Source organism: Actibacterium ureilyticum, from assembly GCF_002285435.1.
Classification (GTDB): domain Bacteria; phylum Pseudomonadota; class Alphaproteobacteria; order Rhodobacterales; family Rhodobacteraceae; genus Actibacterium_C; species Actibacterium_C ureilyticum.
In genome coordinates, this window is sequence record NZ_NSBT01000006.1 from 84,494 (window position 1) to 106,428 (window position 21,935).

General features: G+C 64.8%; 23 protein-coding genes. 14 read left to right on the forward strand and 9 right to left on the reverse strand.

What is annotated here, in order from left to right:
* Positions 1-9: 9 nt before the first annotated feature.
* Genes CLM60_RS00445 through CLM60_RS00465 form a run of 5 tightly spaced genes read left to right on the forward strand, consistent with a single transcriptional unit; the run spans position 10 to position 3,583 of the window.
* Positions 10-687: a class I SAM-dependent methyltransferase gene (locus tag CLM60_RS00445; protein WP_217983266.1), complete on the forward strand. Its 678-nt coding sequence runs from the start codon at positions 10-12 to the stop codon at positions 685-687.
* Complete coding sequence (locus CLM60_RS00450) at positions 684-1,136, forward strand: YaiI/YqxD family protein (RefSeq protein ID WP_095587297.1); 453 nt, start codon at positions 684-686, stop codon at positions 1,134-1,136. The genes CLM60_RS00445 and CLM60_RS00450 overlap by 4 nt, the downstream gene beginning before the upstream one ends.
* A complete protein-coding gene (locus CLM60_RS00455; protein ID WP_095587298.1) occupies positions 1,133-1,774 on the forward strand; it encodes an HAD family hydrolase in 642 nt (213 codons plus the stop codon). Before CLM60_RS00450 ends, CLM60_RS00455 begins: the two co-directional genes overlap by 4 nt.
* The gene (locus CLM60_RS00460) at positions 1,764-2,681 is read left to right on the forward strand and encodes an ornithine cyclodeaminase family protein (protein WP_095587299.1); all 918 of its coding nucleotides are present in this window, start codon (positions 1,764-1,766) and stop codon (positions 2,679-2,681) included. Before CLM60_RS00455 ends, CLM60_RS00460 begins: the two co-directional genes overlap by 11 nt.
* Positions 2,666-3,583, forward strand: a complete 918-nt coding sequence (locus CLM60_RS00465; RefSeq protein WP_095587300.1) for an alpha/beta fold hydrolase — start codon at positions 2,666-2,668, stop codon at positions 3,581-3,583. The genes CLM60_RS00460 and CLM60_RS00465 overlap by 16 nt, the downstream gene beginning before the upstream one ends.
* Positions 3,584-3,586: 3 nt before the next feature.
* Here the strand turns inward: CLM60_RS00465 and CLM60_RS00470 are convergent, their stop codons facing one another.
* A complete protein-coding gene (locus tag CLM60_RS00470; RefSeq protein WP_095587301.1) occupies positions 3,587-4,831 on the reverse strand; it encodes an MFS transporter in 1,245 nt (414 codons plus the stop codon).
* Positions 4,832-4,947: 116 nt separating this feature from the next.
* Here CLM60_RS00470 and zapE point away from each other — a divergent pair, with 116 nt between their 5' ends.
* Positions 4,948-6,024 carry a cell division protein ZapE gene (zapE, locus tag CLM60_RS00475; protein ID WP_425427189.1) on the forward strand — a complete coding sequence of 359 codons (1,077 nt, stop codon included), beginning with the start codon at positions 4,948-4,950 and terminating at the stop codon, positions 6,022-6,024.
* A 125-nt stretch (positions 6,025-6,149) separates the two neighbouring features.
* Here zapE and CLM60_RS00480 read toward each other — a convergent pair whose 3' ends face one another.
* From CLM60_RS00480 to CLM60_RS00490, 3 genes are read right to left on the reverse strand one after another with little or no spacing between them, the layout of a single operon-like run.
* Entirely contained in the window at positions 6,150-7,388 is a 1,239-nt protein-coding gene (locus tag CLM60_RS00480) for a bifunctional folylpolyglutamate synthase/dihydrofolate synthase (protein ID WP_425427190.1), read from the reverse strand.
* A gap of 32 nt (positions 7,389-7,420) precedes the next feature.
* Positions 7,421-8,344 carry an acetyl-CoA carboxylase, carboxyltransferase subunit beta gene (gene accD / locus CLM60_RS00485; protein ID WP_095587397.1) on the reverse strand — a complete coding sequence of 308 codons (924 nt, stop codon included), beginning with the start codon at positions 8,342-8,344 and terminating at the stop codon, positions 7,421-7,423.
* A 58-nt stretch (positions 8,345-8,402) separates the two neighbouring features.
* Positions 8,403-9,284, reverse strand: a complete 882-nt coding sequence (locus CLM60_RS00490) for a CPBP family intramembrane glutamic endopeptidase (RefSeq protein ID WP_095587304.1) — start codon at positions 9,282-9,284, stop codon at positions 8,403-8,405.
* Between the two features lie 157 nt (positions 9,285-9,441).
* On the opposite strand from CLM60_RS00490, the gene ilvD reads away from it, so the two are divergent.
* The 6 genes from ilvD to CLM60_RS00520 all read left to right on the forward strand — a co-directional run bounded on the left by ilvD (position 9,442) and on the right by CLM60_RS00520 (position 16,219).
* Positions 9,442-11,175, forward strand: a complete 1,734-nt coding sequence (gene ilvD, locus CLM60_RS00495) for a dihydroxy-acid dehydratase (protein ID WP_095587305.1) — start codon at positions 9,442-9,444, stop codon at positions 11,173-11,175.
* The gene (locus tag CLM60_RS00500; RefSeq protein ID WP_141246433.1) at positions 11,144-11,809 is read left to right on the forward strand and encodes a hypothetical protein; all 666 of its coding nucleotides are present in this window, start codon (positions 11,144-11,146) and stop codon (positions 11,807-11,809) included. Before ilvD ends, CLM60_RS00500 begins: the two co-directional genes overlap by 32 nt.
* 74 nt (positions 11,810-11,883) lie before the next feature.
* Complete coding sequence (locus tag CLM60_RS00505; RefSeq protein WP_245848085.1) at positions 11,884-12,657, forward strand: DUF6478 family protein; 774 nt, start codon at positions 11,884-11,886, stop codon at positions 12,655-12,657.
* 11 nt (positions 12,658-12,668) lie between these two features.
* Complete coding sequence (locus CLM60_RS00510) at positions 12,669-13,025, forward strand: hypothetical protein (RefSeq protein WP_095587307.1); 357 nt, start codon at positions 12,669-12,671, stop codon at positions 13,023-13,025.
* 61 nt (positions 13,026-13,086) lie between these two features.
* Positions 13,087-15,111: an NADPH-dependent 2,4-dienoyl-CoA reductase gene (locus CLM60_RS00515; RefSeq protein ID WP_095587308.1), complete on the forward strand. Its 2,025-nt coding sequence runs from the start codon at positions 13,087-13,089 to the stop codon at positions 15,109-15,111.
* 202 nt (positions 15,112-15,313) lie between these two features.
* Entirely contained in the window at positions 15,314-16,219 is a 906-nt protein-coding gene (locus tag CLM60_RS00520) for a LysR family transcriptional regulator (RefSeq protein ID WP_095587309.1), read from the forward strand.
* A gap of 31 nt (positions 16,220-16,250) precedes the next feature.
* Here CLM60_RS00520 and CLM60_RS00525 read toward each other — a convergent pair whose 3' ends face one another.
* The 4 genes from CLM60_RS00525 to CLM60_RS00540 are packed head-to-tail and all read right to left on the reverse strand — an operon-like array spanning position 16,251 to position 19,222.
* A complete protein-coding gene (locus CLM60_RS00525) occupies positions 16,251-17,195 on the reverse strand; it encodes an OmpA family protein (RefSeq protein ID WP_095587310.1) in 945 nt (314 codons plus the stop codon).
* Complete coding sequence (locus CLM60_RS00530) at positions 17,192-17,767, reverse strand: peroxidase-related enzyme (protein ID WP_095587311.1); 576 nt, start codon at positions 17,765-17,767, stop codon at positions 17,192-17,194. The genes CLM60_RS00525 and CLM60_RS00530 overlap by 4 nt, the downstream gene beginning before the upstream one ends.
* A 4-nt stretch (positions 17,768-17,771) precedes the next feature.
* Positions 17,772-18,494: a GNAT family N-acetyltransferase gene (locus CLM60_RS00535; protein WP_095587399.1), complete on the reverse strand. Its 723-nt coding sequence runs from the start codon at positions 18,492-18,494 to the stop codon at positions 17,772-17,774.
* Entirely contained in the window at positions 18,494-19,222 is a 729-nt protein-coding gene (locus tag CLM60_RS00540) for a competence/damage-inducible protein A (RefSeq protein WP_095587312.1), read from the reverse strand. Before CLM60_RS00540 ends, CLM60_RS00535 begins: the two co-directional genes overlap by 1 nt.
* Before the next feature lie 45 nt (positions 19,223-19,267).
* Between CLM60_RS00540 and sfsA the strand changes: the two genes are divergently transcribed.
* On the forward strand, positions 19,268-19,975 hold the full coding sequence (gene sfsA / locus CLM60_RS00545; protein WP_095587313.1) for a DNA/RNA nuclease SfsA: 708 nt from the start codon (positions 19,268-19,270) through the stop codon (positions 19,973-19,975).
* Between the two features lie 3 nt (positions 19,976-19,978).
* Here the strand turns inward: sfsA and CLM60_RS00550 are convergent, their stop codons facing one another.
* The gene (locus CLM60_RS00550) at positions 19,979-20,830 is read right to left on the reverse strand and encodes a mechanosensitive ion channel family protein (RefSeq protein WP_095587314.1); all 852 of its coding nucleotides are present in this window, start codon (positions 20,828-20,830) and stop codon (positions 19,979-19,981) included.
* A 142-nt stretch (positions 20,831-20,972) separates the two neighbouring features.
* Between CLM60_RS00550 and map the strand changes: the two genes are divergently transcribed.
* Positions 20,973-21,788 (forward strand): type I methionyl aminopeptidase, encoded by an 816-nt coding sequence (map, locus tag CLM60_RS00555; protein ID WP_095587315.1) that lies wholly within the window; start codon positions 20,973-20,975, stop codon positions 21,786-21,788.
* Positions 21,789-21,935 lie beyond the last annotated feature (147 nt).

A 21,935-nucleotide genomic window follows, 5' to 3' on the forward strand; every position in this document is an offset into this window, starting at 1 on the left:
AGCTCTGACATGCATGAATACCGCAGCCTGCAAGACATATTCCTGTCCAATGGCGGCAGGGTGATCCACAAATGGCTGCACTATTTCGACATCTACGAGCGCCATTTCAGGCGTTTCGTCGGTAAGTCACCGACCATGCTGGAAATCGGTGTGTTCAAGGGCGGGTCTCTGGCCATGTGGCAGCAGTATTTCGGCCCCGGCACCCAGATCGTCGGCATCGACATCAATCCCGACTGCGCGCGATACGCGGGTGACGGGATCGACGTGCGGATCGGTTCGCAAGACGATCCGGCGCTTCTGGATCAGATCCTGAACGACTATGCGTTCGATATCGTTCTGGATGATGGCAGTCACCGGATGGAGCATCTGAACGCGTCGTTCGATCTGATCTATGACCGGATCTCGCCGAATGGCGTTTACATGGCCGAGGATCTGCACAGCTGCTACCTGCCGCGTTTCGGCGGCGGGATAAACAAAAAGGCCTCGTTCATGGAGACCGTCAAAAACAAGATCGACGAACTTCATGCGACCTATGTGGGCAAGCTCGAGGTATCGGAGTTCACCAAGTCCACGGCGTCGATCAATGTGTATGATTCAATTGTCGTGTTCGAAAAGGCACCGCAAGGCGCGCGCAGTCATATCAAGACCGGTTCGATGGACCTGCTGCCATCGGATTTCGCGCGATGATCTATGTCGATGCCGATGCCTGCCCCGTCAAGGCCGAGGTCGAGCGTGTCGCCGACCGCCACAAGGCGCAGGTCCGGATGGTCGCCAATGGCGGGCTGCGCCCGTCGCCCAACCCGCGCATCGAAATGGTCTATGTCGCCGAGGGCCCGGACGAGGCCGACAAGTGGATCGCCGAACGCGCAGGCACGGGTGACGTGGTGATCACCGGCGACATCCCCCTGGCCGCCAAATGCGTCGAGGCCGGCGCGCGTGTCCTGCGCCACAATGGCGAGGCGCTGACCCCCGCCAATATCGGCAATGTGCTGGCCACGCGCGATCTGATGAGCGACCTGCGCGCCGCCGATCCGTTCCGTCAGGGCGGCGGGGCGGCATTTTCCAAGGCCGACCGCTCGCGCTTTCTGGATGCGCTGGAACGCGCGCTGGCCGCTATCGCACGCGAGGCCCCATGACCATTCACCGCCCCGAAGCCGTCATCTTCGATATCGGCAATGTGCTGTTCGAATGGCGCCCCGAACGGTTCTATGACCGCCGGATCGGGCCGGAACGCCGCCGCGCGCTGTTCGACGCGGTCGATCTGAACGGGATGAACGAACGGGTGGATCTGGGCGCCGATTTCACCGCCACGATCTATGACATGGCCGATGCGCATCCCGATTATCGGGACGAGATCCGCATGTGGCGCGACGACTGGCTGGAGATGGCCCAGCCGCTGATCCCCGGATCGCTGCACCTGATGCGGGCGCTTCAGGCACGCGGCGTGCCGGTTTTCACGCTCACGAATTTCGGCATTGGCAGCTTCGATTATGCCGCCGACACGACCTATCCGTTCCTGCGCGATTTCGACCGGGCCTATATCTCGGGCCATCTGGGGGTGATCAAACCCGACCCGCGCATCTATGAGATCGTGGAACAGGATTGCGGCATCGCGCCCGACCGGCTGCTGTTCACCGATGACCGCGCCGACAACATCGCCGCGGCCCGGGCACGCGGCTGGCAGGTGCATCTGTTCGACGGCCCCGCGGGCTGGGCCGCGCGGCTGGTCGCGGCGGGACTTCTGACCGAAAGCGAGGTGGCAAATGCAGCCTGAAATCGTACCCTTCGAGGCCGAGGCGCTGTTGGACTGGAACGCATTGACCGACGCGATCGAGGCTGGCCACCGTCTGCCCCGGGCCAAGATGGACGACACGTTCCTGTATCGCGATCCCGACACCCTGCTCAGCCGGGCGGCCTGGGTCGACGGGCTGGGCATGGCGGTCAAGACGGCCACGATCTTTCCCGGCAATCCCGCGCGCGATCGGGCGATGGTCAACGGCGCGGTCTGCCTTTACGCCGATGGCGACGGCACGCTCGAGGCGCTGGTCGATTTCCACCTTGTCACCAAATGGAAAACGGCGGGCGACAGCCTGCTTGCGGCCAAGCGCCTGGCGCGACCCGACAGCCGCACGATCCTGATCGTGGGCGCGGGCACGGTGGGTCATTCGCTGTACCAGGCCTATTCCAGCGCCTTTCCCGACGCGCGTTTCCTGATCTGGAACCGCAGCGCGGCGGGGGCCACGCGCATGGCGGCGGATTTTCCCGATGTGACCGTGGTGACCGACCTGCCCGATGCGGTGGCGCAGGCCGATATCGTCACCGCCGCCACCATGTCGACCACACCGGTGCTGCGCGGCGAATGGCTGCGCGCGGGCCAGCATATCGACCTGATCGGGGCCTTTCGTCCCGACATGCGCGAGGCCGACGATGCCGCCCTGAAACGCGCCCGCATCCATGTCGATAGCTTCGACAGCACGCTGGATCACATCGGCGAGCTGAAGATCCCGCTGGCCGATGGCGCGATCGAGCGCAGCGATGTGCTGGCCGATTTCTATGACCTGGGCAGCGGTGGTTTCGCGCGGGAAACCGAGGATGAAATCACCCTGTTCAAGAACGGGGGCGGTGCGCATCTAGATCTGATGACCAGCCGCTATATCCTGGACGCATGGTCGCAGCGCTGATCCTTCTTGCCGGTCTGGCCCTGGCGGCGGCGCTGTCGTGGCTGTTGGCCGAACGCCTGCGCCGGCCGCTGGACGATACGGCGCGCCACGCCGCACCGGGCCAGTTCGCGGAGCTGTCCCAGGGGCGCACCCATTACCGCTGGGATGGCGCGGTGCGTGGCCCGGTCCTGGTGTGCATCCACGGGCTGACATCTGCGTCCTATGTCTGGGACGCGCTGGTGCCGCGGCTGGGGATGATGGGCTTTCGCGTGCTGCGCTATGACCTCTATGGCCGGGGGCTGTCGGACCGGCCAGAGGGCACGCAGGATGCGGCGTTCTTCCTCAGGCAGCTCGAGGATCTGCTGGAGCATCAGGGGCTGTCGGACGATCTGACGCTGCTGGGCTATTCCATGGGCGGCACCATCGCCACCGATTTCGCCGCCGAGGAACCTCATCGCCTGACCCGTGTGATCCTGCTGGCGCCGGCGGGTCTGGGCTTTGTCCCCCGGTGGCTGGAGCGGATGGCCATGCGCGTGCCGGTGGTCGGCGCCTGGCTGATGCGGGTGCCGGGCGGGTGGCTGATGCGCCGGGCGCTGCGCCGTGGTCCGCAGACGGATATCACCCCGCGCCAGATGGCGGAAACGCGCTTTGCGGGGTACCTGCCCGCGGTCCGGTCCAGCCTGCGCCACATGCTGTCCCGCGATCTGACAGGCGCACACCACCAGATCGCCCGGAACGATATCCCGCTTCTGGCGATATGGGGCGAGGATGACCCGTTCATCCCCCTGCGTGCCGTCGGGCGCCTGGCCCAGGCCAACCGCCGCGCCCGTCAGGTCACCCTGCCCAAGGCCGGGCATATGCTGCCCGTGACCCATCCCGACCAGATCCATACCGCGATACAGGGCTTTCTGCGCAATGGCTGAAGATCAGGCCGCAACCGGCTCTGCCGGGGTTTCGCGAATGGGCAGGTGGACGATGGCCGAAAACGCGCCGACCCCGACGCCGACCCACCAGACCAGCGTGTAATCGCCATAGATGTCATACATCCGGCCCCCCAGCCACACGCCCAGGAAGCTGCCCAGCTGGTGGCTGAAAAAGACGATCCCGTACAGCGTGCCCATATAGCGCAGCCCATAGATATGCGCGACCAAACCGCTGGTCAGCGGCACCGTGGCCAGCCAGAGCGACCCCATCACCACCGAAAAGACGATGACCGATGCCGGTGTGATCGGCATCAGGATGAATGCCGCCGCAGCCAAAGTCCGCCCGGTATAGATCGCCGCCAACAGGTATTTCTTGGAAAACCGCTTGCCCAGCCAGGCGGCGTAAAGCGTCCCGGCCACATTGGCCAACCCGATCAGCGAAATCGACACCGCCCCCAGCGCCGAGGTCGTGCTGACCCCCAGCGCGGCCAGCGTGCCCGACGGATCGATGGCGCCGCACATCTCGGTCACGAAGGCCGGGAAATGCGCGGTGATAAAGGCCAGCTGATACCCGCAGGAAAAGAAGCCCAGGAAGATCAGCGTATAGGACGGGTCGCGAAAGGCACGGCGCAGGACAGTGCCCATGCTTTCTTCCAGTTCCGCCCGTGTCGCGGCCTGGGGGCTGCGCATCATCGGCAGCGCCAGAAGCGTGGCGATGATCACCACCGCAAAGACCACGAAGACATTCTGCCAGGACATGAAGCCCAGCATCCATTCCGCCACCGGCGCGCCAAAGATCTGGCCCGACGATCCCGCCGCCGTCGCAATGCCCAGCGACAGCGACCTGTGCTCGTCACTGGACGCGCGGCCCACCACGGCCAGGATCACGCCGAACCCCGTGCCCGCAATGCCGAAGCCCACGAGCCATTCCAGCCATTGGTGCTGCGCGGGTTCGGTCGCGACCGATGACAGCAACAGCCCGGCAGCATAGCACAGCGCGCCCAGGATGATCGCCCGGCGGTCGCCGAATTTCTCGGCCAAGGCACCAAAGATCGGCTGCCCGATCCCCCAGGCCAGGTTCTGAAACGCGATGGCCAACGAGAACTCGGACCGGGGCCAGCCGAATTCCTCGGCAATCGGGATCTGAAAGACCCCGAAACTGGCCCGCACCGCAAAGCTCAGCATGATGACGATACAGCCGCCGATCAGAACGGGTGTGATCAGCGGGGGCGATGTGCGTGTTGTCATGGGGCCTCCTGTCGCGGGCGCAGGATTTCGCAGCCGGGCCTCTGGGTCAAACGAAATGAATTGATCCGACGGTTCATCTTTTCTTATGCGTGCCGAATGTCTAAGGGAAACCCATGGTGAAGACACTGCGTGAGATCTATTCCGCCAAGGTGCAAGCGGGTGAAATACATGCCGATCCGGGGCAGGTGGCGGTGCTGGACCCGCTGGACCGGATCTGCACCGCCCTGGCGGCCGCACCCGAAACCGGTGGCGGCTTTTCCCTGTTCCGGCGCAAGGCGAAACCCGAACCGGTGCGCGGGCTTTACATGTGGGGTGGCGTCGGGCGCGGCAAATCCATGCTGATGGACCTCTTTTACGATCATGTGCCGATTTCCGGAAAGCGGCGGGTGCATTTCCACGCCTTCTTGCAAGAGGTGCATGCCGACCTGCACACCGTCCGCCAGACCGGCGTGGACGACGCGCTGGCCAAGGTGGCGCAGGCCCTTGCGGGCGATCTGCGGCTTTTGTGCTTCGACGAGATGCAGATCACCGATATCACCGATGCGATGCTGGTGGGGCGGCTTTTCGATCTGCTGTTCGAACAGGGTGTCACGGTCGTGACCACGTCGAACCGCATCCCGGACGACCTTTACAAGGACGGGTTGCAGCGCGAGCTTTTCCTTCCCTTCATCGCGCTGATCAAGGACCGGCTCGAGGTGCACCACCTGGCCTCGCCCACCGATTACCGGCAGAACCGCCTGTCGGGGGCGGATGTGTTCTTTGCGCCGGCCGATGCCTCGGCCCGTGGGGCCATGGACGAGATCTGGCAGGACCTGACCGGCGGGGCGGGCGCGCCGCTGACGCTGACGATCAAGGGGCGCGCGGTCGAGCTGCCGAAGTTCCACAACGGCGTGGCGCGCGCCCGGTTCTGGGACCTGTGCGGCAAACCGCTGGGCCCGGGCGACTATCTGGTGATTGCCGATACCGTGCGGGTGCTGCTGCTGGACGACATCCCGCAACTGGGCCGCAGCAATTTCAACGAGGCCAAGCGCTTCGTCACCCTGATCGACGCGCTTTACGAGGCCAAGGTGCGGCTGATCTGTTCGGCCGCCGCCCAGCCCGAGATGCTGTATGTCGAAGGCACCGGCGCGTTCGAGTTCGAACGCACCGCCAGCCGCTTGCGCGAGATGCAGGACGCCGCCTGGGGCAGCTAGGACAGCACGCCGCCGCCTTCGGCGAGAGTATTTGGACCAAGAAGAAGACAGGGTTCCGCTTCTTCTTGGACGAAATACTCCGGGGTTTGGGGCAGCGCCCCAATCGGGTTGGACCGGGCGCGCGTTCAGGCATTCTGGCGCAGGATATGACCGGCCAGATATAGCGATCCGCAGATCAGAATGCGCGCGTTCGGTGTTTGGTTTGCGATATCCGCAACGGCCTGCGCGACGCTGTCGGCGGTTGCGGCCTGAAGTCCGACCTGTTCCGCCGCCGCCGCTGTGTCGGTGGCGGGCAGGGTGTTCTCCTCGCCCGGGATCGACACGGCGGTCAGGCTTTGGGCGACATTGGCCAGAGGGCGCATGTAGCCCGTGACATCCTTGGTGTTCAGCATGCCGCAGATCAGGTGCAGCGGGCGTGGGGGCAGGCGGTTCAGCGCCTCGGCCAGCGCGATCCCCGCCGCGGGGTTATGGCCGCCATCCAGCCACAGCTCGGCGCGACCCGCCGCGTCGACCAGTGGGCCGGTCCGCAGCCGTTGCAGGCGGGCGGGCCATTCGGCGCGGGTGACGGCGGCCTCGCAGGCGTCATCGTCCAGCCCCAGGTGGCGCAGCGCGGCCAGCGCGGCCCCGGCATTCTGGATCTGGTGCGCGCCGATCAGGTTGGGCAGGGGCAGGTCCAGCAACCCGCTCTCGTCCTGATAGACCAGCCGTTCGCGTTCTTCCCAAACATGCCAGTGCTGCCCATGGGCCAGCAGGGGGGTGCCGAGCGACGCGGCGCGCGCCTCGATCACCTCCAACGCCGCATCGTCCTGCGGGCCGACGACGCAGGGCACGCCGCGTTTCAGGATGCCCGCCTTTTCGCCCGCGATCTCGGCCAGGGTGTCGCCCAGATATTGCTGATGGTCGATCGAGACCGGCGTGATGACGGTCAGAGCGGGCCGGTCGATCACGTTGGTCGCATCCAGCCGCCCGCCCAGGCCGACCTCGAGCAATGTGTAATCCGCCGGGGTCCGGGCAAAGGCCAGCAAGGCGGCGACGGTCGTGATCTCGAAATAGGTGATTTGTTGCCGGTCATTGGCGTCCCAGCATTCGTCCAGCAGGGCGCTCAGCGCGTCTTCGGTGATCAAATCGCCCGCCAGCCGGATGCGTTCGTGAAATCGCGCCAGATGCGGCGAGGTATAGGCGTGCACGCGCTTGCCTGCCGCCTGAAGCCCCGCGCGGATCATCGCCTGGGTCGAGCCCTTGCCATTGGTGCCCGCCAGATGGATCACCGGCGGCAGGTCGCGTTCGGGGTGCCCGAGCGTTTCCAGCAGGCGCCAGACGCGGTCCAGCGTCAGATCCATGATCTTGGGGTGCAGCGTCATCATCCGTTCCAGGATGACGTCGCTTTGCTGCGGGCTCACGGGGCGTCGGCGGGCGGGGGTTCGACCGCCGGGGCGTCCTGCGGCGCGGGCAGGTCGCCCTTGACCGCCGGGGTCAGGCCCATCAGCATCCGGGTGATGGTGATCAGCTCGTCGCGCATTTCGGTGCGCGGGGTGACGCGGTCCAGCATGCCGTGATCCAGCAGGTATTCGGCGCGCTGGAACCCTTCGGGCAGCTTCTCGCGGATGGTCTGTTCGATCACGCGCGGACCGGCAAAGCAGATCAGCGCGTTCGGTTCGGCGATATGCACATCGCCCAGCATCGCATAGGACGCGGTGACACCGCCCGTGGTGGGATGCGTCAGCACGACGATATAGGGCAGGCCGGCTTCTTTCAGCATCTCGACCGCGACGGTGGTGCGCGGCATCTGCATCAGCGACAGGATGCCTTCCTGCATGCGGGCGCCACCGGCGGCGGAAAACAGGATCAGCGGCCGGCCAAGCGCCACGGCGCGTTCGGCGGCGGCGATGATCGCGTTGCCCACATACATGCCCATCGAGCCGCCCATGAAGCTGAAATCCTGTGCCGCGGCAACGATGGGCGTGCGGCCCATCTCGCCCTCGGCCACCAGCATCGCCTCGGCCTCGCCCGTCGATTTCAGCGCGGCTTTCATGCGGTCGGGGTATTTCTTCTGGTCGCGGAAATGCAGCGGATCGGCCAGCGGCGCGGGCACGGCGACCTCGGTGAAGATGCCGCCGTCGAACAGGCTGTGAAAGCGCGCGCGGGGGGTGATGGCCATGTGATGCCCGCAATTGGTGCAGACATTCAGGTTGTCGCTCAGCTCGCGGTGGAACAGCATCGTTCCGCATTCGTCGCATTTCGTCCACAGGTTCTCGGGCACGTCGCGCCGCGAAAACAGCGAGTTTATCGTCGGACGGACATAGTTCGTGATCCAGTTCATCGGCGCGGCCTTCTGCGTTTCGTGCCCCGAGATAAGCCCCGGCGCGGTGAATTGCAATCTAGCGGATGACGATCAGGCGCAACAGGCGCCAGATCAGGAACAGCATCAGCAGGTCGATGGCGATGCTGCCGCCAAGCGCGCTTGCCTCGGCCACGCCAAACGGTGTCACATAAAGCGCAAGGCCGGTGATCGTGCCCTTGACCGACAGAAACAGCAGCGCCGACAGGTTGTTGACGAAATGCAGGCCGATCGCCACGCCCAGCGAGCCGGTGCGTTCGGTCAGGTCCATCGCGATCAGCGCGAAAAGGAATGTGGTCAGCACGATCAGCCAGGCGGTGGCACCGGCCTCGGGGTTGTAATGCAGCGCGGCGAAGACCAGCGACGGGATGCCCATCCAGACCCAGCGCGCGTTGAACCGCGCGGCCAGTTGCTGGGGCAGATAACCGCGAAAGATCAGTTCCTCCGCCGTCACCTGGATCAGCACCAGCAGCGCCGCCAGCGGCAGCAAGCGCAGCCAGGTTCCCAAAGCCATGTTCGGCTCTGGCCCGATGAACCACCAGGCCGCCGCGGCCAGCCCGGCATAGATCGGCGCCAGCACCAGAACGGTCAGGCCAAAGCCGCGCAGGGTCTCGCCGCGTGGCCCGAACAGGGTGCCCGCGGGCCGCAGATGGCAGGCGGGCGCGGCGATGATCGGGGCCAGGAACATGCCGATGAAGCTGATCAGCACGAACAGGGTCGTGCCGATTGTCACGGGTTTCTGCAGCGACTGGATGAAACCGAAATAGTTCAGCGGCCCGACGATGGGATAGGCCACCACCGCCATCATCGCAAAGAAGCCCAGAAAGACGAACATCATCAGCAACAGGCCAAGCAGCAGCCGCCAGATCTGCGGATATAGCCGCGCGGGCTGGACCATGGCCTGAAATTCGGGTTGGGGCATCTTCTGTCCGATATCGTTGTCTGCTCGCGCCCAAGGCTAGCGCGGCAATACGCGCGCTGCAATCGCCGGTTGCGGCGCGCGAAACTGTGGGGGAACGCCTTGTGCTGGCCTGCGCCGGGGTCTATTCCGTTGCCCAGCCAGTTCTTCGGAGGATTCCATGCTCAAGCGCCGCTTTGACAAAGACAAGCTTCCCAGCCGCCACGTGACCGAAGGCCCCGCGCGGGCGCCACACCGGTCGTATTTCTATGCGATGGGGATTTCCGAGGAAGAGATTCATCAGCCCTTTATCGGCGTCGCCACCTGCTGGAACGAGGCCGCGCCGTGTAACATCGCACTGAACCGTCAGGCCCAGTCGGTCAAGATGGGCGTGAAGGAGGCCGGGGGCACCCCGCGTGAATTCACCACCATCACCGTGACCGACGGGATCGCAATGGGCCACGAGGGGATGCGTTCGTCGCTCGCCAGCCGCGAGGCGATTGCCGACACGGTCGAGCTGACGATGCGCGGCCATTGCTATGACGCCATCGTGGGCCTGGCGGGCTGCGACAAATCCCTGCCGGGGATGATGATGGCCATGGTGCGGCTGAACGTGCCGTCGGTCTTCATCTATGGCGGGTCGATCATGCCGGGCCGGTTCCAGGGCCGCGATGTGACCGTGCAGGACGTGTTCGAGGCCGTGGGTCGTCACCAGGCGGGCGCCAATTCCGACGAGGAACTGCGCGCGCTGGAAAAGGTCGCCTGTCCGTCGGCCGGTGCCTGTGGTGGCCAGTTCACCGCCAACACCATGGCCTGTGTGTCCGAAGCCATCGGTCTGGCGCTGCTGAACAGCTCGGGCGCGCCGGCGCCCTATGAAAGCCGCGACCAGTACGGCACGGCCTCGGGCGAGGCGGTGATGAACCTTTTGGAGCGCAACATCCGCGCCCGTGACGTGGTGACCCGCAAATCGCTGGAAAACGCCGCGCGCGTCGTGGCCTGCACCGGCGGGTCGACCAATGCCGGTCTGCACCTGCCCGCCATCGCGCATGAGGCCGGTATCGATTTCGACCTGTTCGATGTCTGCGATATCTTCAAGGACACGCCCTATTTCGTCGACCTGAAACCGGGCGGCCAGTATGTGGCCAAGGACCTGTACGAGGCCGGTGGCGTGCCAGTGGTGATGAAAGAACTGCGCCGCGCGGGTCTGATCCACGAGGATTGCATGACCGCCAGCGGCGAAACCATTGGCGAGGCGCTGGACAAGATCGAGGGCGAGGCCGATGGCCGCGTGATCTATCCCGTGGACAAGCCGATCACGGCCACCGGCGGTGTCGTGGGCCTGCGCGGCAACCTGGCCCCCGAAGGCGCCATCGTGAAGGTCGCGGGCATGGACGAGGAACAGCAGGTCTTTACCGGCCCGGCCCGCGTGTTCGAATGCGAGGAAGACGCGTTCGAGGCCGTGAAGGCGCGCGCCTATAACGAAGGCGAGGTCATCGTGATCCGCAACGAGGGCCCCGCAGGCGGCCCCGGCATGCGCGAGATGCTGGCCACCACCGCCGCCCTGTCGGGTCAGGGCATGGGCAAGAAGGTGGCGCTGATCACCGACGGGCGCTTCTCGGGCGCGACGCGCGGGTTCTGCGTGGGCCATGTCGGGCCAGAGGCCGCGCATGGCGGGCCGATTGCCCTGTTGCAGGATGGCGACCAGATCACCATCAACGCGATTACCGGTGAAATTTCGGTCGCCTTGAGCGAAGAAGCGCTTGCCGAGCGCAAAGCCAACTGGACAGGCCCCCGCGACACGATCTATGCCAGTGGCGCATTGTGGAAATACGCGCAGCTTGTGGGGCCGACCCGCCAGGGCGCCGTGACGCATCCGGGGGCAAATGCGGAAAAGCACATCTATATGGATCTGTAACCGGTTCCGCGTGGCGGGGGCGCTGTTGGGCGCCCTTGTCCTTGCGGGATGCATGGACAGCGGCGGCGGGCTGGTCAGCCGCCTGAGCAGCCCGGTCGACCGGGTGTCGGTTGCGGGCAATCAGGTGACGGTGGCCGGGCCCAATGGCTATTGCGTGGATCGCAGCGCAACCCGCGCAAGGTTGCAGCCCGCCTTTGTCATGATGGCCAGCTGCGCGGCGGTCAGCCGCAACGCCGATGCCCCGGCGCCGCGCGTGCCCGCGCTTCTGACGGCGACCGTTGCACAGGAACCGGCGCCCACACCGGCCTCGCAGATCGAGATCGAACAGATGCGGGCCTTTTTCGCCTCGTCCCCGGGACGGGCGGCGCTGGCGCGGGACGGACGGCCCGACAGTGTCGAGATCTTGGACATGTTCCGCCAGTCGGACGTGTTCTTCATCCATGCCAGCGACCAGAGCGCGGCCGCCGAAACCAATCTGCGGGACGATTACTGGCGCGCGATCTTCGATGTGAACGGGCGCACGGTTTCGGCCTCGTTATTCGTGTTCCGCAATCGCCCGATCAGCGACGATGCGGGGCTCAGCACCCTGAACGAATTCGCAAGCCGCATCCGCGCGGCCAGCGGCGGGGAATGAGCCGCTGCGCCCATCGGGCCTTGCCCGGTTGCGACGACAGGCGATAGGGTCCGGGCAAGGCAGGGCAATCGCGCATGGACCGCAGGATCAAACGCCAGATCGACAAGCAGATACACCGCCGCGCGCTGCGGCGGTGGCGTGCCGATGCCGATGACGCGGACCGGATCGAACCCGCCCGCCTGCAAGAGCTGCGGGCCGAGGCGCGCGCCCTGCGCCAGCCCCTGGATCGGCTGATCCGCCTGGCCGACAGCCGTCTTGCGCTGCCGCGGGTCGGGTCCATGGCGATGCGCAAGCTGCCCGCGGTGGATTGGGCCTGGCGCCCGGATCTCTGGCGTTACGTGCTGGCACAGCCGGGCCATTGCGGGGTCGAGGCGGGGACCCAGCTGGATACCGGGGTCAAGCTGTTCCACGATTGCACCCTGGCCGAGATGACGGCGCGACAGGTCCGCAACCGGCGCGAGGCCGACCTGGCCGCCTTTGGGCTGCAAATCGACGTTCTGGAATGCCGGGGCAGTTTCGTGTCGCTGGTGATCGACCTGCCGCCCGAGGCCTGCGCGGATATGAGCCGCGAACATATCCTGCGCGTCGATTTCACCGTCGAGGTCGAGTACCCGCTGGAGCTTTTCGCCCGGCTGAACCTGCGCAGCGGCACGCGGACCGAACAGGTGGTGCGCGAATTGCCGGTGGGCGATCCGCTGTGCCATGCGGAATTCGATCTGGCCTATACCGGTCTGGACGAGGCCCGCATCGACGCGATCTGGCTGGATCTGATCATCGAAAGCCCGCGCATGAACCAGATCACCGTGCGGGACGTGACCTTCAGCCGCCGCCTGCGCGCGCAATTGTGACAGGAGCCCCGATGCAGTTGATCCAATCCGCGATTGCCGATGGCCGCTGGCAGGGCCTCATCGCCACCGACCGGCACGACCCGGTGGTCGAAATCTGGCATCAGGGCATGCGGCTGGACGGGGTGGCGGTCGAACAGCAGCCGGGCACCGACGGTCAGGTTCTGGTGTCCTTCGCGATCCCGGCAGAGCTGTTGTCCGATGGCGTGCAGACCTTCATCGTTCGGGACGGTGACGGGACCCAGATCGGCCATTTCTCGATCCTGACCGGCACGCCGCTGGATCAGGATCTGCGTGCGGAAATCGACCTGCTGCGGGCTGAGCTCGATCTGCTGAAGAAAGCCTTTCGCCGGCATTGCGCCGACGGGTGACGCCGCGTCCGGGGTGACTTTCGCGTAACCCGCCCGCAATGTTGCCGCCAGGAGGAGACCCATGAAAGATTACCCGCACCTGCTTGCCCCGCTCGACCTGGGATTCACAACGCTGAAGAACCGCGTTCTGATGGGGTCGATGCATACCGGTCTGGAAGAGACCGGCGATTGGGGCCGGGTTGCGGCGTTCTATGGCGAACGGGCGGCGGGGGGCGTGGGCCTGATCGTGACGGGGGGCATGGCGCCCAACCGCGAGGGCGGCGTGTTCCCCGGCGCTGCGGGGCTGTTCACCGACACCGATATCGCCAATCACCGCCGGGTGACCGACACGGTGCATGAAAACGGCGGCAAGATCGCGATGCAGATCCTGCATGCGGGGCGCTATGCCTATGGCCCCGATTGTGTCGCGCCCAGCCCGGTGAAATCGCCGATCTCGCCCTTTCCGCCGAAAGAGCTGGACGAGGCGGGGATCGAAAAACAGATCGCCGACATCGCCACCGCTGCCGCCCGCGCGCAGCAGGCAGGCTATGACGGGGTCGAGGTGATGGGCTCCGAGGGGTATTTCCTGAACCAGTTTCTGGTGACCCATACCAACAAGCGGACCGATCGCTGGGGCGGGTCCTATGAAAACCGGATGCGCCTGCCGATCGAGGTCGTGCGCCGAGTGCGTGAAGCGGTCGGTCCCGATTTCATCGTGATCTATCGCCTGTCGATGATCGACCTGATCCCCAACGGCTCGACCTGGGACGAGGTCGTGACGCTGGCCAAGGAAATCGAACAGGCCGGCGCCACGATCATCAATACCGGCATCGGCTGGCACGAGGCGCGCATCCCCACCATCGCCACATCTGTCCCGCGCCGGGCGTTCACCTGGGTGACGCAGAAGCTGATGGGGAAGGTGTCGATCCCGATCATCACCTCGAACCGGATCAACACGCCGCAGGTGGCCGAGGATGTGCTGGCCCAGGGCTGTGCCGACATGGTCAGCATGGCGCGCCCGTTCTTGGCCGATGCCGATTTCGTGGCCAAGGCGTCGGCGGGGCGGGCCGATGAAATCGCGCCCTGCATCGCCTGTAATCAGGCCTGTCTGGACCATACGTTCAGCGGCAAGCTGACCACCTGTCTGGTCAACCCGCGCGCCTGTCATGAAACCGAACTGACCTATGCCCCGACCGGCACGCCCAAGCGCGTCGCGGTGGTGGGCGCTGGCCCGGCGGGGATGATGACCGCCATCGTCGCGGCCGAACGCGGGCATGCGGTGACGCTGTTCGAAAAGGCCGACGCGCTGGGCGGGCAGTTGAACCTGGCCAAGCAGGTGCCGGGCAAAGAGGAGTTTTTTGGCCTGGTCGACTGGTTCGCCACAATGGTCGGCCGCGCCGGGGTGGAAACCCGGCTGGGCGCGGTTGCCACGCCCGACGATCTGGCCGATTTCGACGAGGTCGTGATCGCCACCGGCGTGCGCCCGCGCGATCCGCAGATACCGGGACAGGACGGGGATAACACGCTGAGCTATATCGACGTGCTGCGCGGTGCGCCGGTGGGCGACAAGGTCGCCGTTGTCGGCGCCGGTGGCATCGGTTTCGATGTCGCGCAATTCCTGTCGCACGAGCACGATGACGCGCCCGAGGCGCTGGCCGATTGGAAAGCCTTCTGGGGGGTATCCGATCCCGCGCAGGATCGCGGCGGGCTGAACCCCGCGGGCCCCGCGCCCGAGCGTCCCGCGCGTCAGGTCACATTGTTGCAGCGCAAGCCCGAGAAACTGGGCAAGCGGCTGGGCAAGACCACCGGCTGGATTCACCGGGCCGAGTTGAAGATGCTGAATGTCGCGATGAAGGCGGGCGTCAATTACGAAAACATCGCCGAGCAGGGCTTGCAGGTCAGCCATGGCGCAGCCCGCGAAAATCCAGAGTGGATCGCCGCCGATACGATCGTGCTGTGCGCCGGACAGGAACCCGAACGAAGCCTGGCCGATGCGCTGATCACCCAAGGGCGCAATGTCCATGTGATCGGGGGGGCCGATGTCGCCGCAGAGCTGGACGCCAAGCGGGCGATAAATCAGGGTGCGCGATTGGCTGCCATGCTGTAATATCGCACATAAGACAATTTATATATATTTATATTCAATATCTTAGTTATTTTCACCTGATTGGATTATGCCTTTTTCCCTGTTTCCCGTCGCGTAACGATCCAATCAATACCCCACTATTGTCGGGCAGTTTCCCCATTCTCGCCCGAATTCGCGGGGATACAGATCGCGGGGGTAAGAATAAGATTGTGAAGGAAGCGGTATGGATCGATTGACGGAAATGGAGGCGTTCGCCACGGTTGTGGATCAGGGGGGATTCACGGACGCAGCCAAGAAGATGGGGATCTCGAAATCCGCTGTCTCCAAGCACGTCTCATCGCTGGAGGCCCGTCTGGGGGCCCGGCTGCTGAATCGCACGACGCGCCGTGTCAGCCCCACCGAAATCGGGCTGGCCTATTACGACCGTGCCCGCCGTGTTCTGAATGACGCGGGCGAGGCCGACGCGCTGGTCACATCGATGCAATCCGCCCCCTCGGGATTGCTGCGCATCTCGGTCGCGACCGATTTCGGCGTGAACCACCTGTCGCCGATCCTGGGCGAGTTTCTGCAGAAATTCCCCGAAATCACCGTGAACATGGTGCTGAACAACCGCTATGTCGAGCTGATCTCGGAAGGGTTCGACATGGCCATCCGCGTGGGCGAGCTGGAAGACAGCACCCTGCGCGCCCGCAAGCTGACCGACACCACCAAACGGATGATCGGCTCGCCGGAATATTTCGCGAAATACGGCCGCCCGCAGAAGATCGACGATCTGAACGAGCACAAGCTGCTGCATTATTCCAACCAGTCCAGCGGCAATGTCTGGAAGATCACCGCGCCGTCGGGCGAAAAGCGCCAGGTGCGCACCGCCGGCTGGCTGACGGTGAATGACGGCCAGTCGCTGCTGAATGCCGCCGTTTCGGGGCTGGGCATCGCCTATTTGCCCAGTTTCCTGTATCAAGACGCCATGAAAGCGGGTCTGGTGGAAGAGGCCATTCCGGATCTGCCGGTCGAAAATCTGGGGATCTATGCGGTTTACCCGCCAGGGCGTTTCACCCAGCCCAAGGTGCGCGCCTTTATCGACTTTCTGGTCGAAAGCTTTGCGGCAAAGGGGCCTGAAATCTGGTAATCGAGCAGTCGTAGCGAGTGAAGATGCACGACTAGCGGGTCGAGGTGAGGATCACCTCGACCCTTCTATTTTGGGTGCGCCCGTTTTCGGACAGGTTGCTGGCAATCGGCGACAGATACCCGACGCCCTGGGCATCGACCTGATTTGCGGCGACATCGAACCGGTCCACCAGCACCCGGCCGACGGATTGCGCGCGCTTCTTCGACAGGGCGATGTTGCCGTCCAGGCTGCCTTCGGCATCGGTGTGGCCGACCAGAACCACCGTGCGTGTCGGATTGGCGCGCAGATAGGCCGCCAGTTCGGAAAGCGAGCTGTAATCCTCGCCATCCAGGCTGGACGAGCCGGTCTGAAACCGCAGATCGTCCAGGATAAGCCGGCCGGTGGTTTCCAATTGTTCCGAAAGCGGCCCCGTCGCGATGATCGGCTGTGCGGCGGGCGCGACCGCGCCCTTGCTGGAGGTGCTGGAGACCGTCGGCAACCCGTCTTCGGGGCCGATGCGCACCAGTTGCACGAACCCGCGGCGTGACGATCGGCTGACCAGCAGACAGGCGTATTCCGGCTTGGTCTCGCCCATGCGCTGGGCCGACAGAAAGCGGTAATCGCCCAGATCCACATGCATGGCCGGTTCCGGCATCACATTGGTGGCATAGCGGAAATCGAACCCGCCGCAATCGGCATCGGCGCATTCGAACAGGATCTCGAACCCCGCATCCGTCAACTGATCGCGCAGCGGCGCCAGGAGTTGCAACGTGGTCTGCCCCTCGCTCGGGATTTGCCAGGCCTGCTGCAACAGCGCGCCTTCGGCCCACAGCGTCTGAACTTCGCCAGCCTCCCACGGGCCGATGGGCAGGTGAAAGCTGGTCAGTTCCTCGATCCGTTCCGCCGCGCGCGAGGCACCGGCGGGAAACTCCAGCGAAAACGCCCCCGCCGTTCCCGGCGCGGACAGCGCAAGGGCTATGGCCAGGGCGCGGATCACCGGTGTGAACCGTGATATTCCGGGTTCGGCTGCATATCGACGGCCGATGCCATCCGGTTGGTCATGTTGAAGAAGCCGGTAACCGCGGCGATGTCCCAGATGTCACGATCCGAAAAGCCCACATCGCGCAACGCCTGGCGGTCGGGTTCCTCGACCCGGGCGCTGCCTTCGGTCAGCTTGACGGCGAAATCCAGCATTGCGCGCTGGCGGGGCGACAGATCGGCGACGCGATAGTTCATCACCAGCGCTTCGCCCAGAACCGGGTCGCCCGACAGCTCGCGCAGGGCGGCGCCATGCGCCACCTGACAATACCAGCAGCGGTTGATCGACGACACCACGACCGCGATCATCTCGCGCTCGGTCTTGTCCAGCCCGCTTTGGCCCAGCATCAGGTCATTGTACATCGCCGCAAAGGCGTTCAGCTTGTCGATATCGAAGGCATAGGCCTGCAACACATTCGGGATCAGGCCCAGCTTTTCGGCGCAGATGTCGAAATATTTCTGTGTGTCCTCGGGCAGGGGGCTGACCGGGGGCAGGTCCAGTGCGGTGGGGGTCTTGGTCTTGGTGGTCAACTGCTCAGGCCTCTTCGGGCGCTTTGATCCGATAGTGGTAGTGTCCCACAACTTGCATGTTCAGGGAAGCATAGAGCGCATTGGCCGCGTCGTTGGCATCGGTCACCAGAACGGCCAGAGTCGTGGCGCCCCGATCTTGGGCCCAGCATGCGGCCAGCCGCATCATGTTGACGGCGGTTTTCTGCCGACGCTGGGTGGGTTCGACCTCGACCGCGTGGCAAAAGGCGATTTCCCCGTGGATCGCGACAAAGGCCGCCCCGGCAGCGCGGTCGCGCGCACGGCCCAGAACGCTGGTCTTTGGGCCCGTCACGCGGTCCATCACCGCCAGCCGTTCCGTCCCGATCCCGCCCGCGGCCCAGATCTCTTGCGTGATCTGTAACGGCTGCCACAGGGTGAACGCGGTGACCGGCGGCGGCAGCTGGGCCAGATCGGCGACCGGGATGGCGCGGACCTGAACCGGGTCGATCACGCGGTAACCGGCATCGGCCAGCAGGGTGTCCAGCGCATCGTCCCCGGCGCGGATCATGAACAGCGGGTCCTGCCCAAGCGCGCGCATGGCGTCTTCGGCGGCGGGCAGGTCGCCCGCGTCAAACGGTCCGTCCGCCGTGGCGGCCGACACGCGTTTGCCCCCGCCCTGGCCATCGCGGATCGTCCAGGGGCCGACGCGCCGGGTCGCGGCGGGCGGCCATGTCGCCGCGATCGCGGTGTAAAGCGTTGCCGGGTCGATCACAGCGCCCCCGCGAACCGGTCGCACAGGTGGGTCATGGCGGCGTCGATCCGGCCCGCATCGGTGCCCCGGATCACGATATTCGACCCATAGGCGCCGTCGCGCTGGAACGGATAGGACCCGATCGACAGATCCGGGAAATCGGCGGCCAGATCCGACAGCGGACCGGCGATCTCGCCCTCGCCGCAATTGATCCGCAGCGTCTGGCTGAGCAACGGATCGCCCCCCGTCAGCGTCGGCAGGACCGAGGCCACCATCGCCTGAAAGATATTCGGCACACCCGCCATCACATGCACATTGCCGATGGTGAAGCCGGGCGCCACGCTGATCGGGTTGTCGATCAGGGTCGCGCCATCGGGGATGCGCGCCATGCGCTGGCGCGCGGCGTTGAATTCGGCGCCTGTCTTGGCGTAATGCGCGGCCAGCAGCGCCCGCGCGTCGTCGCGAATGTCGATGCCCACGCCAAAGGCCGCTGCGATGCAATCGGCGGTGATGTCGTCATGGGTGGGGCCAATCCCGCCCGAGGTGAAGACGGTGTCGAACGCCGCGCGCAGATCGTTCACCGCCGCCACGATGGCGTCGCGGTCATCCGACACCACGCGCGCCTCTTTCAGGGTGATGCCGTGCTTGGTCAGCTCGTTGGCCAGATAATGCATGTTCGCATCGCGCGTGCGGCCTGACAGGATCTCGTCACCGATTACCAGCATTGCTGCGGTCGGGTTGGTCATCGGAGCCTCCTTGTCGTTTGCTTATCAGAGGTATAGGTGGCGCGCATGCGCTTTCAAACCCCTCTTGTGCCGGGGCGGCTGGTCCGCCGCTATAAACGCTTTCTGGCCGATGTGACGCTGACCGACGGGGCCGAGGTGACGGCCCATTGCGCCAATCCCGGCTCGATGATGGGGCTGGCCGAACCGGGCACGAAAGTCTGGCTGGAACCCAATGACGACCCGAAGAAAAAGCTGAAATACGGCTGGCGGCTGGTCGAACATGACAACGGTCATTTCACCGGGGTCGACACATCGGTTCCCAACCGGGCGCTGCGCGATGCGCTGATCGCCCGTCAGGTGCCGGGCCTGCCGGATTACGAAAGCGTCCGGGCCGAGGTGAAATACGGCCAGAACAGCCGGATCGATTTCCTGCTGTCCGGCCCGCAAGGCGATATCTTTGTCGAGGTCAAAAGCGTCACCCTGTCGCGCCAGCCGGGGCTGGCCGAGTTTCCCGACAGCGTCACCGCACGCGGGCTGAAGCACCTGCACGAGCTGGCCGGGGTCACGGCCCAGGGCGGCCGCGCGCTGATGCTGTATCTGGTGCAGCGCACCGATGCCGACCGGGTGAGCGTGGCCGACGATATCGACCCGGCCTATGCCGCCGGTTTGACGGCGGCAGTGCAGGCGGGGGTGGGCGTGCTGGCGCTGGGCTGCCAGATCACGCCCGAAGGGGTTGCACCGGGTGCGGCGCTGCCCTTTGACCTGCCGGGATAGGGCTCAGGCGGCTTGCACCAGGGTGCGCGTGGGGAAGGGGATGTCGATCCCTTCGCTGTCCAGCGCGTCCTTGACCTTGCGCTTGATGTCGGCCTGATACTGAAAGTAATCCGCCGCATCGACCCAGACCCGGACCAGGAAATCGACCGAGCTGCTGTTCAGGTTGTTGACCTGAATGAACGGCGCGGGATCGGATTTCGACCGGGCATCGGCCATGACGGTGTCGCGGATCACACGCTCGGCCCGGTCCAGATCGGCGCCATAGCCCACGCCGAAGGTCCATTCGGCGCGCCGCGTGTCATAGGCCGAAAAGTTCGAAATCGTGTTTCCCCAGACCTCGGCATTGGGGATGATGGTCTTGACGTTGCTCAGGTCCGCCAGGACGGTGTTGTTCAGCGTGATGTCCTTGACCGTGCCGGTGCGGTCGTTGACCGAGATGAAATCGCCCAGCTTGAAGGGGCGGAAGATGATGATCATCACGCCCGCCGCAACATTCGACAGCGCGCCCTGCAATGCCAGACCAATGGCCAGACCCACCGCACCGATGGCCGCCACGATCGACGTCGTCTGAACGCCGAAAGTGTTCAGCACGAAAAGCGCCGCGAAGCCCAGGATGGTGTAACGCGCGATATTGCCCAGGAAATGGAACAGCGTGTTGTCGAGCTTGGGGTGCGCCTCGCCGATGCGGACGATCCGGCGCTTGGCCCAGGCCGACACGATGAAGCCCAGGATCAGAATCACGATGACGGCCAGAACGCTGCCCAGAATGTCGGCCAGGAATTCCAGCGTGACGAAATCCCCAAGGGTCTTTCCGCTGTAGATTTCGGTTTGCATCAGCTCGCGCAGCGCTTCCATCGAACAAGTCTCTCCATTTTTTGCATAATTCGCGACGTACGGGTCGAACGCACGAACCACCCCTGCGGTTCCCTGCCGCGCCGGTCTGGCCCTTTGGCGCAAAGATGCTTAGATAAACCGCAAAGCAGATCGGAGTGGTGTTTTGGACGATGGCACGCGCGGCCGCCTGACCAAGGACGGCATCAGAATTCACGAAACGGCGGATTTCGCCGGGATGCACGCGGCGGGCAAGCTGGCGGCAACGATTCTGGACGAGATCGCACCCCATGTGGTGCCGGGCCAGACAACGGGCGAGCTGGACCGCCTGATCAACAAGATGGTCGACGACGCGGGGGTGAAATCCGCCACGATCGGCTATCGCGGGTATCAGCATGCCAGCTGTATTAGTGTGAACCACGTGGTGTGTCACGGCATTCCCGGCGACAAGAAGCTGAAGGATGGCGATATCCTGAATATCGACGTGACGGTGATCGTCGATGGCTGGTTCGGCGATACCAGCCGGATGTATGTCGCGGGCAAGCTCAGCCGCAAGGCCGAGCGTCTGATCCAGGTGACCCATGACGCGCTGTTCAAGGGGATCGAGGCAGTGCGCCCCGGCAATACCTTTGGCGATATCGGCCATGCGATCCAAAGCTTCGTCGAAAGCCACCGGATGAGCGTGGTGCGCGATTTCTGCGGCCACGGGCTGGGCCGCGTGTTCCACGCCCCGCCCAACGTGCTGCATTACGGCCGCCCCGGCACCGGCCCGGTGCTGGAAGAGGGGATGTTCTTCACCATCGAGCCGATGGTGAACCTGGGCCGCCCCGAGACCAAGGTGCTGGCCGATGACTGGACCGCCGTGACGCGCGACAAGTCGCTGTCGGCGCAGTTCGAACATTCCATCGGCGTTACCGCCGACGGGTGCGAGATTTTCACCCTGTCGCCGGGCGGGCTGTTCCACCCCACCTACGGGGAATAGGGCGCGGGTTTTCCCCGCCATTCCGGATTTTTGAACAAAAACAGGGGTCTGGGCGTCATTTGGCGCCCGGGCCCCTGGTGTTTTCAAGGGGATCGAAATTCAGACTTGAAGAATCTGATCATTTTTGTCAGGATAAGGATGTGAGCC